Source organism: Fictibacillus nanhaiensis (assembly GCF_036213205.1).
Lineage (GTDB): Bacteria > Bacillota > Bacilli > Bacillales > Fictibacillaceae > Fictibacillus > Fictibacillus nanhaiensis_E.
Map to the genome: position 1 here is coordinate 15,512 of NZ_JARMFC010000022.1, position 15,672 is coordinate 31,183.

Annotated in this window: 16 protein-coding genes and 1 other annotated feature; all 16 genes read left to right on the plus strand. The window is 42.4% G+C overall.

The features are described 5' to 3' along the window. The 16 genes from rlmB (at position 1) to rpsG (ending at position 15,650) form a co-directional block, all read left to right on the plus strand. A complete protein-coding gene (rlmB, locus tag P4V41_RS18295; protein ID WP_328086633.1) occupies positions 1–774 on the plus strand; it encodes a 23S rRNA (guanosine(2251)-2'-O)-methyltransferase RlmB in 774 nt (257 codons plus the stop codon). Further along, complete coding sequence (locus tag P4V41_RS18300) at positions 771–1,289, plus strand: NYN domain-containing protein (protein ID WP_328086634.1); 519 nt, start codon at positions 771–773, stop codon at positions 1,287–1,289. The genes rlmB and P4V41_RS18300 overlap by 4 nt, the downstream gene beginning before the upstream one ends. 79 nt (positions 1,290–1,368) lie before the next feature. Further along, positions 1,369–2,019, plus strand: a complete 651-nt coding sequence (sigH, locus tag P4V41_RS18305; RefSeq protein ID WP_066390628.1) for an RNA polymerase sporulation sigma factor SigH — start codon at positions 1,369–1,371, stop codon at positions 2,017–2,019. A gap of 307 nt (positions 2,020–2,326) precedes the next feature. Further along, positions 2,327–2,476, plus strand: a complete 150-nt coding sequence (gene rpmG, locus P4V41_RS18310; RefSeq protein ID WP_077365486.1) for a 50S ribosomal protein L33 — start codon at positions 2,327–2,329, stop codon at positions 2,474–2,476. 57 nt (positions 2,477–2,533) lie between these two features. Further along, positions 2,534–2,740: a preprotein translocase subunit SecE gene (secE, locus tag P4V41_RS18315; RefSeq protein ID WP_328086636.1), complete on the plus strand. Its 207-nt coding sequence runs from the start codon at positions 2,534–2,536 to the stop codon at positions 2,738–2,740. Between the two features lie 75 nt (positions 2,741–2,815). Beyond that, positions 2,816–3,349, plus strand: coding sequence for a transcription termination/antitermination protein NusG (nusG, locus tag P4V41_RS18320; RefSeq protein ID WP_328086637.1), 534 nt, complete (start codon positions 2,816–2,818; stop codon positions 3,347–3,349). A 158-nt stretch (positions 3,350–3,507) separates the two neighbouring features. Next, positions 3,508–3,933, plus strand: a complete 426-nt coding sequence (rplK, locus tag P4V41_RS18325) for a 50S ribosomal protein L11 (RefSeq protein ID WP_066238005.1) — start codon at positions 3,508–3,510, stop codon at positions 3,931–3,933. Between the two features lie 160 nt (positions 3,934–4,093). Continuing rightward, complete coding sequence (gene rplA, locus P4V41_RS18330) at positions 4,094–4,795, plus strand: 50S ribosomal protein L1 (RefSeq protein ID WP_066390636.1); 702 nt, start codon at positions 4,094–4,096, stop codon at positions 4,793–4,795. A 45-nt stretch (positions 4,796–4,840) separates the two neighbouring features. Continuing rightward, positions 4,841–4,992: a sequence feature (ribosomal protein L10 leader region), on the plus strand. 39 nt (positions 4,993–5,031) lie between these two features. After that, a complete protein-coding gene (gene rplJ, locus P4V41_RS18335; protein WP_198769412.1) occupies positions 5,032–5,532 on the plus strand; it encodes a 50S ribosomal protein L10 in 501 nt (166 codons plus the stop codon). 47 nt (positions 5,533–5,579) lie between these two features. Then, positions 5,580–5,945 carry a 50S ribosomal protein L7/L12 gene (rplL, locus tag P4V41_RS18340; RefSeq protein WP_198769413.1) on the plus strand — a complete coding sequence of 122 codons (366 nt, stop codon included), beginning with the start codon at positions 5,580–5,582 and terminating at the stop codon, positions 5,943–5,945. Between the two features lie 232 nt (positions 5,946–6,177). Next, complete coding sequence (locus P4V41_RS18345) at positions 6,178–6,780, plus strand: class I SAM-dependent methyltransferase (protein ID WP_328086639.1); 603 nt, start codon at positions 6,178–6,180, stop codon at positions 6,778–6,780. Positions 6,781–7,071: 291 nt separating this feature from the next. Then, on the plus strand, positions 7,072–10,614 hold the full coding sequence (gene rpoB / locus P4V41_RS18350) for a DNA-directed RNA polymerase subunit beta (RefSeq protein ID WP_197134196.1): 3,543 nt from the start codon (positions 7,072–7,074) through the stop codon (positions 10,612–10,614). Between the two features lie 29 nt (positions 10,615–10,643). Further along, positions 10,644–14,267 carry a DNA-directed RNA polymerase subunit beta' gene (gene rpoC, locus P4V41_RS18355; RefSeq protein ID WP_328086640.1) on the plus strand — a complete coding sequence of 1,208 codons (3,624 nt, stop codon included), beginning with the start codon at positions 10,644–10,646 and terminating at the stop codon, positions 14,265–14,267. An 84-nt stretch (positions 14,268–14,351) separates the two neighbouring features. Next, a complete protein-coding gene (locus tag P4V41_RS18360) occupies positions 14,352–14,600 on the plus strand; it encodes a 50S ribosomal protein L7ae-like protein (protein WP_066237983.1) in 249 nt (82 codons plus the stop codon). Positions 14,601–14,716: 116 nt separating this feature from the next. Next, complete coding sequence (gene rpsL, locus P4V41_RS18365) at positions 14,717–15,139, plus strand: 30S ribosomal protein S12 (RefSeq protein ID WP_066390653.1); 423 nt, start codon at positions 14,717–14,719, stop codon at positions 15,137–15,139. A 40-nt stretch (positions 15,140–15,179) separates the two neighbouring features. Then, positions 15,180–15,650 carry a 30S ribosomal protein S7 gene (gene rpsG, locus P4V41_RS18370; protein ID WP_066237973.1) on the plus strand — a complete coding sequence of 157 codons (471 nt, stop codon included), beginning with the start codon at positions 15,180–15,182 and terminating at the stop codon, positions 15,648–15,650. Positions 15,651–15,672: the final 22 nt, after the last annotated feature.

Genomic DNA, 15,672 nt, shown 5'->3' on the forward strand with positions numbered 1-15,672 from the left:
ATGAGTGAAGCAAAAGAACAAAAAGAACAAGAACTGATTATCGGCCGAAATCCGGTTATGGAAGTACTGCGCTCCGGCCGTGATATTAATAAAATTTTCGTAGGTGAAGGATCTCAAAAAGGACCGGTAAGTACCATCGTGTCTATGGCGAAAAAGCAAAATGTCCTTGTGCAATATGTACCGAAACAAAAGCTAGATTCTTTAAGCGGAGGAGGCAATCATCAAGGTGTGATCGCTGGTGTAGCAGCATACTCATACTCAGAGCTTGATGATTTGTTTAAAATTGCGGAAGAAAGAGGAGAAGAGCCGTTCTTTATTTTATTGGACGAGCTTGAAGATCCTCATAATCTAGGTTCGATCATGCGTACGGCTGATGCAGTTGGTGCACATGGCATCATTATTCCGAAGCGACGCTCAGTAGGATTGACCGCTACAGTAGCAAAAGCTTCAACGGGTGCGATCGAGTACATTCCTGTCGTTCGTGTTACAAACCTCGTTCAAACGATGAAAGAGCTTAGAGACCGCGGTATGTGGTTTGCTGGTGCAGACATGAAAGGGAAAGACGACTATAGACAAGCCAAATGGGACATGCCATTAGGTCTTGTGATCGGAAGTGAAGGAAAGGGAATGGGAAGACTCGTATCAGAAACGTGTGATTTCCTCGTTCAGCTTCCGATGAAAGGGAAGGTTACCTCGCTTAATGCATCAGTTGCTGCTAGTCTCTTGATGTATGAAGTATACCGTGACCGAAATCCTTTAGAAGCACGAAAATGAAAACCCGCCACTATTTGATTGTTGATGGCTACAACATCATTGGCGCTTGGCCCGAACTGCGGAGCTTAAAAACATCCGATTTTGCCAAAGCAAGAGACCTGCTGATTGAATTTATGGCAGAGTACCAGGGAACGACTGGGTATCAAGTAATCGTAGTATTTGATGCCCATCTCTCACCTGGCATAGAGAAAAAAACGAAAAACCACGGCGTTGAAGTCATCTTTACGAGGGAGAACGAAACGGCGGATGAACGAATCGAACGTCTAGTTGTAGAGTTGAAATCGATCGATACGCGAATTTACGTCGCAACTTCAGATTCAACGGAACAGTGGCAGATTTTTGGTAAGGGCGCATTGAGAAAATCTGCGAGAGAATTAAAAAATGAGATGGATGAGATCGAAAAACATATACATGTGTCTGTTGGCGAGCGAAAAAGAAAGCAAACCTCCTCATCAATCCACCTTTCAGACGAAATTGCCGAAATATTTGAAAGATGGAGAAGAGGGCAAAAATAAGGAATCTTGACGCTTTTGTGAACTATGAGCTATAATATTGCTATATTTTGCCGGTAAAAACCTGGTGGGGGGATTTGTCGTGAACATAGATCTCAAGGAACGGTCAGTAAGCGATTACGAGCTCATGGAAGATGAAAGCCTTGTGGAACTGGTTCATGAGGGGGACAGCGCAGCACTTGAATATTTGATCAACAAATATAAAAACTTTGTTCGTGCGAAAGCAAGATCATACTTTTTGATCGGTGCAGACCGAGAAGATATCATTCAAGAAGGCATGATCGGGCTGTATAAAGCCATTCGCGATTTTAAAGAGGACAAGCTGTCATCCTTTAAAGCTTTTGCCGAACTATGTATAACAAGGCAAATGATTACCGCTATCAAAACGGCAACTAGACAAAAACACATTCCGTTAAATTCTTACGTGTCGTTGGACAAGCCAATCTATGATGAGGAATCCGACCGTACACTAATGGATGTAATATGCGGTACAAAAGTCACTGATCCAGAAGAACTGATTATCAATCAAGAAGAATTTGATGATATTGAAGTGAAGATGGGAGAAATATTAAGTGACCTGGAACGTAAGGTTCTGATGCTGTATCTTGACGGAAGATCGTACCAGGAAATCTCAGTGGATCTCGACAGACACGTGAAGTCGATCGACAACGCGCTTCAGCGAGTGAAACGTAAATTAGAGCGCTATTTAGAGCTAAGAGAAATATCATCTTAAGAGCGGGGATTGTTCCTGCTCTTTTTCTTTTGGTGTTGAAGTTGAAAGATGTTGATTTCCGTTTCAGGTGCTTCGCTTTCCGTGGGGCGTACGGTGAGCCACTTGCCGCTTTGCGCCCAAAGAAAAATGAAAGATAACGACAAGCTCAAAGAAAAATTTCGTCTTAGTATGAATTTAAAATTAAGTTTAGATGAGATAAACCTCCATTTTCCCTTTATTGACAAGCGTATACCCCTATGTTAAGGTTTTAAAAGTAACATTGTAACGTGGATGAGTGGGTTTGTCGCACGAAAGGTGTTTATTTAGCATGAGAAAAAAAGTTTTTTTAGCCTGTAAACAATGCTCAAAACGAAATTATACAACGATGAAGAACCAACAAAACAATCCTGAACGAGTCGAGGTTAAAAAGTTTTGCAGCTACTGCAATGCTCATACCATTCACCAGGAAACGAAGTAAGCGAAACAAGCTTTTTTTATAAATGTTAATTGATCAAAGGCATGGGGGTTTATGAAGATGGCGGATGTTGCAGAAAAGACAAAAAAATCACCAGCAAAGTTTCTTTCAGATGTAAATAAAGAGATGAAACGTGTTAGCTGGCCTTCGCGAAAAGAATTATTTCGCTATACGGGTGTTGTACTGTCAACTGTAGTGATTATGGCTTTGTTCTTCTGGGTTGTGGATCTTGGTATTTCACAATTAGTTGAGCTTATTTTAGGGTAGATTAGATATAGCTTCTTTTGGATAGAATGCTAGAGTATATCCATTTTAGGAGGGAAAGGACACGGGTCCCATCGTATGGAAAAAAATTGGTACGTTGTTCATACCTATTCAGGGTATGAAAACAAAGTAAAAGCAAACTTGGAAAAGCGTTTGGAATCTATGGGGATGACAGATAAGATTTTCCGTGTACTTGTACCTGTAGAAGAAGAGACCGAAACAAAGAACGGCAAGACAAAGACAAGCATGAAGAAAGTTTTCCCTGGTTATGTATTAACGGAGATGATCATGACAGATGATTCGTGGTACGTTGTACGTAATACGCCAGGTGTAACAGGATTTGTCGGTTCTGCTGGAGCGGGCTCAAAGCCTACGGCACTTTTGCCCGAGGAAGTAGATCACATTCTTAAAGGTATGGGTATTGAAGCTCCGCGCGTTGAAGTCGACTTTGAAATCAAGGAATCTGTAAAAGTAAAAGAAGGTCCTTTTGCTGACTTTGTTGGTACGATTGAAGAGATCGATGCAACAAAACAGAAGCTGAAAGTTCACGTCAACATGTTTGGTCGTGAAACGCCAGTTGAACTTGAGTTTACCCAAGTTAGCAAGTTATAATGGAAAAAGACTTGTAATCACTTCAAAAAGGTGATAGAATTTTTTATGTTTGATATTACTAATCAACTGCTTCCTCTCTTTTAGGAGGGGAAGCGTATTTTTGAGTGGGAGGGTTTCGGCCCATAATACCACATCACGGACTTAAGGAGGTGTGTCGCGTGGCTAAAAAGGTTATTAAAATGGTGAAATTGCAAATCCCTGCTGGTAAAGCAAACCCGGCACCGCCAGTTGGACCTGCACTAGGACAAGCTGGGGTAAACATCATGGGATTCTGTAAAGAATTCAACGCTCGTACTGCTGATCAAGCTGGTTTAATCATTCCGGTAGAAATCACGGTTTTCGAAGACCGTTCATTTACATTCATCACTAAAACTCCTCCGGCTGCTGTTCTTTTAAAGAAAGCTGCGGGAATCGAGTCAGGTTCTGGTGAGCCGAACAAGAAAAAAGTTGCGACTGTAAAGCGTGATAAAGTTCGCGAAATCGCAGAAACAAAAATGCCTGACCTAAACGCTGCTAGCGTTGAAGCTGCAATGCGTATGGTTGAAGGTACTGCACGCAGCATGGGAATTGTTATCGAAGACTAATCCTGTGTTTGATGTCTATTAGGTTGCGAGTAAATGGATTAATATCCTGCCCGTCAAACGGTTCGCAACCTTTATTCATGCAATGCGTGTAATTGCGCTTGATTTTTAAGTGCAATAAGTGGGAGGAATATCCGCTAAACCACATAAGGAGGACAATAAAATGGCAAACAAAGGTAAGAAGTACCAAGAAGCGGCTAAGCTAGTAGACCGCACAAAAGCATATGACGCTGCAGAAGCGATCGAGCTAGTTAAAAAAGCTGCTCCTGCAAAATTTGACGAGTCTGTAGAAGTTGCAGTTCGTTTAGGTGTAGACACAAAGAAAGCTGACCAACAAGTTCGTGGAGCAGTAGTGCTTCCAAACGGAACTGGTAAGACTCAACGTGTATTAGTATTCGCAAAAGGTGAAAAAGCAAAAGAAGCTGAAGCTGCTGGAGCAGATCACGTTGGCGATTCTGACTACATCAACAAAATCCAACAAGGTTGGTTCGAGTTTGACGTAATCGTTGCAACTCCGGACATGATGGCTGAAGTTGGTAAACTTGGACGTGTTCTAGGGCCTAAAGGTTTAATGCCTAACCCTAAAACAGGCACAGTTACATTTGAAGTAGAAAAAGCGATTAACGAAATCAAAGCTGGTAAAGTAGAATACCGTGTCGACAAGACTGGTAACGTACACGTTCCTATCGGTAAAGTATCTTTCGAAGCTGAAAAGCTTGCAGAAAACCTTAACACAATCATCGAAACATTGTTGAAAGTTAAGCCTGCAGCTGCAAAGGGAACTTACATGAAGAACGTTGCTGTTTCTTCAACTATGGGACCTGGGATCAAAGTTAATCCATCTTCATTCGCTGTAAAACGATAGTTGACAAACGGGTTTTGACCCGTTATATTATATACTGTTAAACACAAATGCATCAGATGAATGCCGTAGACAGCAGGAGCCAACTGGCTTAAATCTTCCTGCCGAGGTGAAGCATCGATAAGCTCATTAGTTAATTACTTATGACTTTAGATACTCACGCCTCCATGTCTCGACATGGAGGCTTTGTTTTTGGACAAAACCTGCGGTGATGCAATCATTTTACAGGAGGTGTAATAATGAGCAGCATTTTAGAAACAAAAAAGCAGTTAGTATCCACTATTTCTGAGAAAATCAAAAATAGCCAATCGACAATCCTTGTTGACTACCGTGGTCTTACTGTTTCTGAGGTTACTGAACTTCGTAAGTCTTTACGTGATGCTGGCATCGAGTTCAAAGTTTACAAAAACTCAATGGTAGTTCGCGCTGCTGAAGAGAATGACCTTAAAGAATTAGCTGAACACTTAACTGGTCCTACAGCGATCGCATTTTCAAATGAAGATGTTGTAGCTCCGGCTAAGATCCTTAATGACTTCGCTAAGAAACACGAAGCGCTTGAAATTAAAGCTGGTGTAATCGAAGGACGCGTTGCGTCTCTAGAAGAAGTGAAAGCTCTTGCTGAACTTCCATCAAGAGATGGTCTTCTTTCAATGGTACTCAGCGTGCTTCAAGCACCTATCCGCAACTTTGCGTTGGCTACTAAGGCTGTTGCAGAACAAAAAGAAGAGCAAGGCGCTTAAGTCTTATCTTCAACCAATAACTTACATTCCATAAGGAGGAAATTATAATGTCTAAAGAGCAAATCATTGAAAGCTTAAAAACAATGACTGTTTTAGAGCTTAACGACCTAGTAAAAGCAATCGAAGAAGAGTTTGGTGTAACTGCTGCTGCTCCTGTAGCTGTAGCTGGTGGAGCTGCTGGTGGAGACGCTGCTGCTGAGAAAACTGAATTCGACGTAATTCTTGCAAGCGGTGGAGCTTCAAAAATTAAAGTTATCAAAGTTGTTCGTGAACTTACAGGTCTTGGACTTAAAGAAGCGAAAGAACTTGTTGACGGTGCTCCTAAGCCAGTTAAAGAAGGCGTATCTAAAGACGAAGCTGAAGAAATCAAAGCTAAACTTGAAGAAGTTGGAGCTTCTGTTGAAGTTAAGTAATTCAAAAGAAAAGGTTCGCCCGATGGCGGACCTTTTTGTTTGTTTCGCTTAATCTTTTAGAAGGCTTTCTACAAGAAGGGTGTTGCTATTCTCATCAATGCAAGTTGATTGGAAAGCGAGCAGCCTGGAATGGAAATCAACTACTCACACAAGTAACTTTATAGATAGACCGTTAAAGAATTTCGGAACGGGAATACTGTCTTTATCAGAAGGTAAGGAGAGTTTAAAAACGATGAAAAACCATTATTATTCTGAAACACCTGGTACAGAAAGTAAAAGAGAGACGTGGGATTTTTTATTGAACGGAGAAAAGTTTCGCTTTACGACGGATGCTGGTGTCTTTTCAAAGAAAGAAGTAGATTTTGGCAGCCGTGTTTTAATAGAATCCTTTGTACCTCCAGAAGTACATGGTGATTATATAGATGTAGGATGCGGATATGGCCCGATCGGACTTTCGCTTGCGAGAGCGGAAAAAGATCGTGTTGTTCAAATGGTGGATATAAATGAAAGAGCAATAGAACTTGCTAAGCTGAACGCAGATAAGAACAAGGTTGATAACGTTAAGATCTATAAAAGTTATTTATTTGCTGAAGTGAAGGATGCTGAATTTGCTGCTGTTATTACAAATCCGCCGATTCGTGCAGGTAAGACGGTCGTGCATCAAATTTTCGAAGAAGCTTATCACAAACTTTGCGTTGGTGGCGAGTTATGGGTAGTGATTCAAAAGAAACAAGGTGCGCCATCTGCTATGGATAAAATGGAACAATTATTCGGCCAAGTTGAAACGGTTGCGAAGAAAAAAGGCTACTATATTTTACGCGCAAGAAAAGTTTGACTTGATAAATTCCGTATGTTAGTATTATAAAATGCCAATGGATTCGCATTTTGCTGCTTATTTTTCGTGGTAAGCGAAAAAACGTTGATAAATCAACGTTTTTTACTCATGTTTAGACGTATAGAATGCGAAAAAGTTGGACAAAATTATATAATAGCTTTTATCAAATTAGGAAAACTGCGGTTTTAAGAATATGAAACCCTTTTTCTTTTTGTTTTCTAACCTTCTTAATAGAATGTTAGATAGAATTATGATACACGAAAAAAACGCTGGATTTGAGGGGTGAAGCAGTTGACAGGTCAACTAGTTCAGTTTGGACGCCACCGCCAACGAAGAAGTTATGCAAGGATTAGCGAAGTGCTTGAATTACCAAACTTAATTGAAATTCAAACCGCTTCCTATCAATGGTTTCTTGATGAGGGGTTACGTGAAATGTTCCGAGACATTTCGCCAATTGAAGATTTTACAGGGAACCTCGTTTTAGAGTTTATTGATTATAACTTAGGTGAGCCGAAGTATCCTGTAGATGAATCAAAAGAGCGCGATGTTACTTACGCTGCTCCGCTTCGTGTGAAAGTGCGTCTGATCAATAAAGAGACGGGCGAAGTAAAAGAGCAGGAAGTATTTATGGGAGATTTCCCGTTAATGACAGATACGGGAACCTTTGTGATCAACGGGGCAGAGCGTGTAATTGTATCACAGCTCGTTCGTTCACCAAGTGTTTACTATAGTGAGAAAATCGACAAAAACGGTAAAAAAGGTTTTACCGCTACTGTCATTCCAAACCGCGGTGCTTGGCTGGAGTTCGAAACAGATGCTAAGGACGTAGTTTATGTGCGTATTGACCGCACAAGAAAAATCCCTATTACCGTATTGCTTCGTGCTTTAGGGTTTGGGTCTGATCAAGAAATCATTGATTTGCTTGGAGAAGATGAGTATCTTCGCAACACGCTAGATAAGGATAATACAGAAGGAACGGAAAAAGCCCTTCTAGAAATCTATGAGCGTCTTCGTCCGGGAGAGCCTCCAACAGTAGATAACGCAAAAAGTTTATTAGATTCTAGGTTCTTTGATCCTAAACGCTATGACTTAGCTAACGTTGGACGCTACAAAATCAATAAAAAGCTTCATATAAAGAATCGTCTCTTCAACCAAAAACTAGCTGAAACACTTGTTGATGCTGAAACTGGTGAAGTGATCGCTGAAGAAGGTACGCTTCTTGACCGCAGAACGCTAGATAAGATTATCCCTGCTCTTGAGAGCGGTGTAGGCTTTAAGACTGTTACACCAGCAGGAGGAGTGGCTGAAGATCAAGATATCGCTCTTCAATCTATCAAAATCTATGCGCCTGATGATCAAGAAGGTGAAAGAATCATTAATGTTATCGGAAACGGACTTGTTGATAAAGAAATTAAAAACATCACAGTTTCTGACATTATTGCTTCTATTAACTACTTCTTCAACCTATTGCATCAAGTAGGAACTACAGATGATATTGACCATCTTGGAAACCGTCGTCTTCGTTCTGTTGGTGAGCTTCTGCAAAACCAATTCAGAATCGGACTTTCCAGAATGGAACGTGTTGTGCGTGAGCGTATGTCCATCCAAGACACAAATGCGATCACACCACAAGCATTGATCAATATACGTCCTGTAATTGCTTCTATTAAAGAGTTCTTCGGAAGCTCTCAGCTTTCACAGTTCATGGATCAAACGAACCCGCTAGCAGAATTGACGCACAAGCGTCGTCTATCTGCACTAGGGCCAGGTGGTCTTACACGTGAACGTGCAGGCTTTGAAGTTCGTGACGTTCACTACTCTCACTACGGTCGTATGTGTCCGATTGAGACGCCAGAGGGTCCGAACATCGGTTTGATCAACTCACTTTCTTCTTATGCAAAAGTGAACCAATATGGATTTATCGAAACACCATACCGTCGGGTTGATCCTGAAACAGGTCGTGTAACGAGCCGTATTGACTACCTGACTGCAGATGAAGAAGATTTATACGTAGTTGCACAGGCGAACTCTATCCTAGGTGATAACGGAGAGTTCATGAACGAAGACGTAATCGCACGTTTCCGTGGTGATAACACTGTTGTTAAACGCGAACGCATCGATTATATGGATGTATCGCCGAAACAGGTAGTATCTGCTGCGACAGCTTGTATTCCGTTCTTAGAGAATGATGACTCCAACCGTGCCCTAATGGGAGCGAACATGCAACGTCAGGCTGTACCTTTGCTTGTTCCTGAATCACCGATTGTTGGTACAGGAATGGAGCACGTATCAGCAAAAGACTCCGGAGCTGCAGTTATCTGTAAGCATGAAGGAATCGTTGAGCGCGTTACAGCAAAACAAGTTCAAGTACGCCGCATTAAAGAAGTAGATGGCAAGGAAGTTTCAGGCGACCTTGACACTTACAACATGCTTAAGTTTATTCGTTCCAACCAAGGAACGTGTTATAACCAGCGCCCGATCGTAAGCACAGGTAACCGCGTGACGAAAGGGGAAATCTTAGCGGATGGCCCTTCAATGGAAGTCGGTGAACTTGCTTTAGGTCGTAACGTTCTTGTTGCCTTCATGACATGGGAAGGTTACAACTACGAGGATGCTGTTATCATGAGCGAGCGTCTTGTTAAAGACGACGTTTATACTTCGATCCATATTGAAGAATATGAATCAGAAGCGCGTGATACAAAACTTGGACCAGAAGAAATCACTCGTGATATTCCAAACGTCGGAGAAGATGCATTGCGCAACCTGGACGAACGCGGAATCATCCGTGTTGGTGCAGAAGTTAAAGATGGAGATATCTTAGTTGGTAAAGTAACGCCTAAAGGTGTAACTGAATTAACAGCTGAAGAACGTCTATTGCATGCGATCTTCGGTGAAAAAGCTCGTGAAGTCCGCGATACATCATTGCGTGTACCTCACGGTGGAGATGGAATCATCCTTGACGTTAAAGTGTTTAACCGTGAAGATGGCGATGAACTTCCTCCAGGTGTGAATCAGCTCGTTCGTGCATACATCGTGCAAAAACGTAAGATTCACGAAGGAGATAAGATGGCCGGCCGTCACGGAAACAAGGGTGTAATTTCTAAAATTATGCCTGAAGAAGATATGCCTTATCTTCCAGATGGAACGCCAGTTGACATCATGTTAAACCCGCTAGGGGTACCTTCCCGTATGAACATCGGTCAGGTATTGGAGCTTCACCTTGGAATGGCTGCACGTCAGCTAGGCATTCATGTTGCTACACCGGTATTCGATGGAGCGCGTGAGGAAGATGTTTGGTCTACGATCGAAGAAGCTGGAATGGCTCGCGATGGTAAAACGGTTCTTTATGATGGACGTACAGGTACTGCGTTTGATAACCGTGTATCAGTTGGGGTTATGTATATGATCAAACTGGCTCACATGGTTGATGACAAGCTACATGCTCGTTCTACTGGACCTTACTCACTTGTTACACAGCAGCCTCTTGGTGGTAAAGCACAATTTGGAGGTCAGCGTTTCGGTGAGATGGAAGTATGGGCGCTTGAAGCATATGGTGCAGCATACACACTACAGGAAATTCTTACGGTTAAATCCGATGATGTTGTCGGCCGTGTGAAAACGTATGAAGCCATCGTTAAAGGTGAAAACGTTCCTGAACCAGGTGTTCCAGAATCATTTAAAGTATTGATCAAAGAACTTCAATCTCTCGGAATGGACGTTAAGATCTGTTCTGGAGATGACAAGGAAATTGAAATGAGAGAGCTTGATGATGAAGACGATCAGGCAAGCGAGAAACTAAATCTAAATCTTGAGTCTTACACTTCGAATGACTAAAACAGGATATCAAAAGGGAGGTACGCTCCTTGATAGACGTAAATAATTTTGAATATATGAAAATTGGTCTTGCTTCACCGGACAAAATTCGGTCGTGGTCAAGAGGGGAAGTAAAAAAACCTGAAACAATCAACTACCGTACACTTAAGCCTGAAAAAGACGGCTTGTTCTGCGAAAGAATTTTCGGTCCTACAAAAGACTGGGAATGTCATTGCGGAAAGTATAAGCGCGTCCGTTATAAAGGCGTGGTTTGTGACCGTTGTGGTGTTGAAGTAACAAGAGCTAAAGTTCGACGTGACCGAATGGGTCACATCGAGCTTGCTGCTCCTGTATCTCACATTTGGTACTTCAAGGGTATCCCGAGCCGTATGGGTCTTGTTTTGGATATGTCTCCAAGAGCATTAGAAGAAGTAATCTACTTTGCTTCATACGTTGTTACTGATACAGGAGATACTCCTCTTGAGAAGAAACAATTGCTTTCAGAAAAGGAATACCGCACATACCGTGAAAAGTATGGAAAAGGTTTCACTGCACAAATGGGTGCAGAAGCGATCAAACGTCTTTTAGAAGACATCGATGCTGAAAAAGAAGTTGAGATGTTGAAAGAAGAGCTTAAAACAGCACAAGGCCAACGCCGTACACGTGCGATTAAGCGTTTAGAAGTACTAGAAGCATTCCGTCACTCTGGTAACCATGCTGACTGGATGATTCTAGAAGTACTTCCGGTTATTCCACCGGAACTGCGTCCGATGGTTCAGCTTGATGGTGGACGTTTTGCCACATCTGATCTTAACGACCTTTACCGTCGTGTTATCAACCGTAACAACCGTCTGAAGCGTCTATTAGACCTAGGTGCTCCAAACATTATCGTTCAAAATGAAAAACGTATGCTTCAAGAAGCAGTCGATGCATTAATCGATAATGGTCGTCGTGGCCGTCCGGTTACTGGACCAGGAAATCGTCCGTTAAAATCACTTTCACACATGCTGAAAGGGAAACAAGGTCGTTTCCGTCAAAACTTGCTAGGTAAACGTGTTGACTACTCTGGCCGTTCGGTTATCGTAGTAGGTCCGAACTTAAAGATGTACCAATGTGGTCTACCTAAAGAGATGGCACTTGAGCTCTTCAAACCATTCGTTATGAAAGAGCTAGTTTCAAAAGGTCTTGCACACAACATCAAGAGTGCAAAACGCAAAGTAGAGCGCGTTCAGCCAGAAGTTTGGGATGTTTTAGAAGAAGTTATTCGTGAACACCCAGTTCTACTAAACCGTGCACCTACACTTCACAGACTTGGTATCCAAGCATTCGAACCAACGCTTGTAGAAGGCCGTGCAATTCGTCTTCACCCGCTCGTATGTACAGCTTACAACGCTGACTTTGACGGTGACCAAATGGCGGTCCACGTTCCTCTATCTGCTGAAGCACAAGCAGAGGCTCGTATCTTAATGCTAGCTGCCCAAAACATCTTGAACCCGAAAGATGGTAAGCCGGTAGTAACACCTTCACAGGATATGGTTTTAGGTAACTACTACTTAACTCTAGAACGTGAAGGAGCTATTGGTGAAGGGTCTGTATTTAAAGATATCAATGAAGCGATCATCGCTTATGAAAATGGATACGTACACTTGCATTCTCGTATTGCTGTTCCTGTATCCAGCTTAAATAAAGAAACTTTCACAGATGAACAGCAATCTAAGCTTCTTATGACAACAGTAGGTAAGTTGTTATTCAACGAAATCCTGCCACCGTCATTCCCATACATTAACGAACCGACTACGACGAACCTTCAAGTGGAAACACCTGAAAAGTACTTCTTAGATCCGGCTGCTAATGTAAAAGAGGAAATTCAGAAGCATGAGGAAATTGTTCCATTTAAGAAAGGGATCCTAGGTAAGATTATCGCGGAAGTATTCAAACGCTTTAAGATTACTGAAACGTCTAAGATGCTTGACCGCATGAAGGACTTAGGATTCAAATATTCTACGCGCGCTGGTATCACGATCGGTGTATCCGATATCGTAGTACTACCTGAAAAGCAAGAAATCCTTGCTGTAGCCGAAGAAAAAGTAGTTAACGTTACAAAGCAATTCAGACGTGGTTTGATCACGGAAGAAGAGCGCTATGAGCGTGTAATTAATGTTTGGAGTTTGGCGAAAGACGAAATCCAAAATAAATTGATGGGTACACTTGATAAGCGAAACCCAATCTTCATGATGAGTGACTCCGGTGCCCGTGGTAACGCATCTAACTTTACGCAGCTAGCTGGTATGCGTGGTCTGATGGCCAACCCGGCTGGTAAAATCATCGAGCTTCCAATCAAATCAAGTTTCCGTGAAGGTCTAACAGTACTCGAGTACTTTATCTCTACTCACGGAGCGCGTAAAGGTCTTGCCGATACAGCCCTTAAAACAGCTGACTCAGGTTACCTTACTCGTCGTTTGGTTGACGTTGCTCAAGACGTTATCGTACGTGAAGATGACTGTGGAACGGACCGTGGCTTAGAAGTTGCAGCTATTAAAGAAGGCAACGAAGTAATCGAACCTCTTCACGAGCGTTTGATCGGTCGTACTGCTTATAAAAAGGTATACCATCCTGAAACAAAAGAACTTCTTGCAGACGTTAATCAGCTGATCACTGAAGACATGGCCGCTCATATTGAAGAAGTAGGCGTGAAAGCAGTAACGATCCGTTCTGTATTTACTTGTGATACACGTCACGGTGTATGTAAGAAATGTTACGGACGCAACCTTGCAACAGGCTCTGACGTTGAAGTTGGGGAAGCTGTTGGAATTATCGCTGCTCAATCCATCGGTGAGCCAGGTACACAGCTTACAATGCGTACCTTCCATACAGGTGGGGTAGCAGGAGACGATATTACACAAGGTCTTCCGCGTATCCAAGAATTGTTTGAAGCGCGTAACCCGAAAGGTCAAGCGGTTATCTCTGAGCTTGAAGGTACGGTTGTTGGCGTGAACGACAATAAAGATAAGCGTGAAGTAGTCGTTCAAGGTGAAATTGAATCTAGATCTTACACGATTCCTTTCGGTGCCCGCATTAAAGCGGTCGAAGGTGATAAGGTAACTGCCGGTCAAGTATTGACGGAAGGTTCGATCGATCCTAAAGAATTAATTAAAGTGCGTGGTGCAGAAGGCGTACAAGAATACCTATTGCGTGAGGTTCAGAAAGTTTACCGTATGCAAGGGGTAGAAATCGGAGATAAGCACGTTGAAGTAATGGTTCGCCAGATGCTTCGTAAAGTGCGCATCATCGATTCTGGTGATTCTCAAGTACTTCCAGGAGCTCTTATGGATATTCATGCCTTCACGGATGTTAACCGTAGTGTACTTCTTGAAGGTGGAACTCCTGCTACAGGTCGTCCAGTGCTTCTTGGTATTACAAAAGCATCTCTTGAGACAGAATCATTCTTATCTGCTGCATCATTCCAAGAAACAACTCGAGTTCTTACGGATGCTGCCATCAAAGGTAAGCGTGATGAATTACTCGGACTTAAGGAAAACGTTATTATTGGTAAGCTGATTCCGGCTGGAACTGGTATGAACCGTTACAGAAACATCGGAATTAACTCTCCAGTAGTTGAAGATGAGAACAATGAAGAGGCAGAATTGCCTACAGAACTTGTTTCTCAAGATTAATAAATGAAATGTTGACATCGGGAGCGCATCGGTGATATGATTACGGATGTGCTCCTAAGATTTGTTACTTTGGAGGATATTCGTATGTCTTATGAAAAAGTGACACAGGCTTCTGAAATTATCGTAGGTACTAAGCAAACAATCAAAGCTTTACAAAACGGCGAGGTCAAAGAGCTGGTCGTTGCGGAAGACGCAGATTTTCGAGTAACGAGCAAAGTATTGCAGATTGCCGAAGAGAAGCACGTACCGATCGTAAAGGTTGATTCCATGAAAAAGCTTGGAAAAGCATGCGGTATAGATGTCGGGGCCGCAACTGTTGCGATAAAAGGATAAAATTCATGTTTTTGCGATGGGCATCAATATCGCTCCTCTCGCAAAAACTTTCTTTTGTCCTAAAATGAACCACCTGGGTCGGTGGTATTACGAAAAAAGAGAGGAGGAAATACAAAATGCCTACTATTAACCAATTAGTCCGCAAAGGTCGTGTTTCTAAATCAAAGAAATCTGACTCTCCTGCGTTAAACAAAGGTTACAACAGCTTCAAAAAGTCCCAAACTAACGTTTCATCTCCGCAAAAGCGTGGAGTTTGTACGCGTGTTGGTACTATGACTCCTAAGAAGCCGAACTCGGCGCTTCGTAAGTATGCGCGTGTTCGTCTAACTAACGGAATCGAAGTTACAGCTTACATTCCTGGTATTGGCCACAACCTTCAAGAGCACAGTGTTGTTCTTATCCGTGGAGGACGTGTAAAAGACTTACCAGGGGTACGTTACCACATCGTTCGTGGTGCTCTTGATACGGCTGGTGTTAACAACCGTATGCAAGGTCGTTCTAAATACGGAACGAAGCGTCCAAAGGAAGCTAAGAAATAATTAAAATAAATTACACAACTATCAGAAAGGAGGGGACCACATGCCACGTAAAGGACCTGTTGCTCGTCGTGATGTGTTACCTGATCCAATTTACAAGTCTAAGCTTGTAACTCGTCTAATCAACAAAATTATGATTGACGGTAAGAGAGGGGTAGCTCAAACAATCTTGTACAATGCGTTCGATCTTATTAAAGAACGTACAAACCAAGATCCTATGGAAGTGTTTGAACAAGCTCTTAAAAATATCATGCCAGTTCTTGAAGTTCGTGCTCGCCGTGTTGGTGGAGCTAACTACCAAGTACCAGTTGAAGTTCGCCCAGAGCGTCGTACAACACTAGGACTTCGTTACCTAACGAACTACTCTCGTCTACGCGGAGAAAAGACAATGGAAGAACGTCTTGCGTATGAGATCATGGATGCTGCTAATAACACTGGTGCTTCTGTTAAGAAGCGCGAAGATATGCACAAAATGGCAGAAGCAAACAAAGCGTTTGCTCACTACCGCTGGTAAAATCATAGAGACAGTTTTCGGA

Bases quoted from the DNA above. Each gene is read 5' to 3' on its own strand.
- rlmB (WP_328086633.1), top strand. From the start codon at position 1: ATGAGTGAAGCAAAAGAACAAAAAGAACAAGAACTGATTATCGGCCGA.
- P4V41_RS18300 (WP_328086634.1), top strand. From the start codon at position 771: ATGAAAACCCGCCACTATTTGATTGTTGATGGCTACAACATCATTGGC.
- rpmG (WP_077365486.1), top strand. From the start codon at position 2,327: ATGAGAAAAAAAGTTTTTTTAGCCTGTAAACAATGCTCAAAACGAAAT.
- secE (WP_328086636.1), top strand. From the start codon at position 2,534: ATGGCGGATGTTGCAGAAAAGACAAAAAAATCACCAGCAAAGTTTCTT.
- nusG (WP_328086637.1), top strand. From the start codon at position 2,816: ATGGAAAAAAATTGGTACGTTGTTCATACCTATTCAGGGTATGAAAAC.
- rplA (WP_066390636.1), top strand. From the start codon at position 4,094: ATGGCAAACAAAGGTAAGAAGTACCAAGAAGCGGCTAAGCTAGTAGAC.
- rplJ (WP_198769412.1), top strand. From the start codon at position 5,032: ATGAGCAGCATTTTAGAAACAAAAAAGCAGTTAGTATCCACTATTTCT.
- rplL (WP_198769413.1), top strand. From the start codon at position 5,580: ATGTCTAAAGAGCAAATCATTGAAAGCTTAAAAACAATGACTGTTTTA.
- P4V41_RS18345 (WP_328086639.1), top strand. From the start codon at position 6,178: ATGAAAAACCATTATTATTCTGAAACACCTGGTACAGAAAGTAAAAGA.
- P4V41_RS18360 (WP_066237983.1), top strand. From the start codon at position 14,352: ATGTCTTATGAAAAAGTGACACAGGCTTCTGAAATTATCGTAGGTACT.
- rpsL (WP_066390653.1), top strand. From the start codon at position 14,717: ATGCCTACTATTAACCAATTAGTCCGCAAAGGTCGTGTTTCTAAATCA.
- rpsG (WP_066237973.1), top strand. From the start codon at position 15,180: ATGCCACGTAAAGGACCTGTTGCTCGTCGTGATGTGTTACCTGATCCA.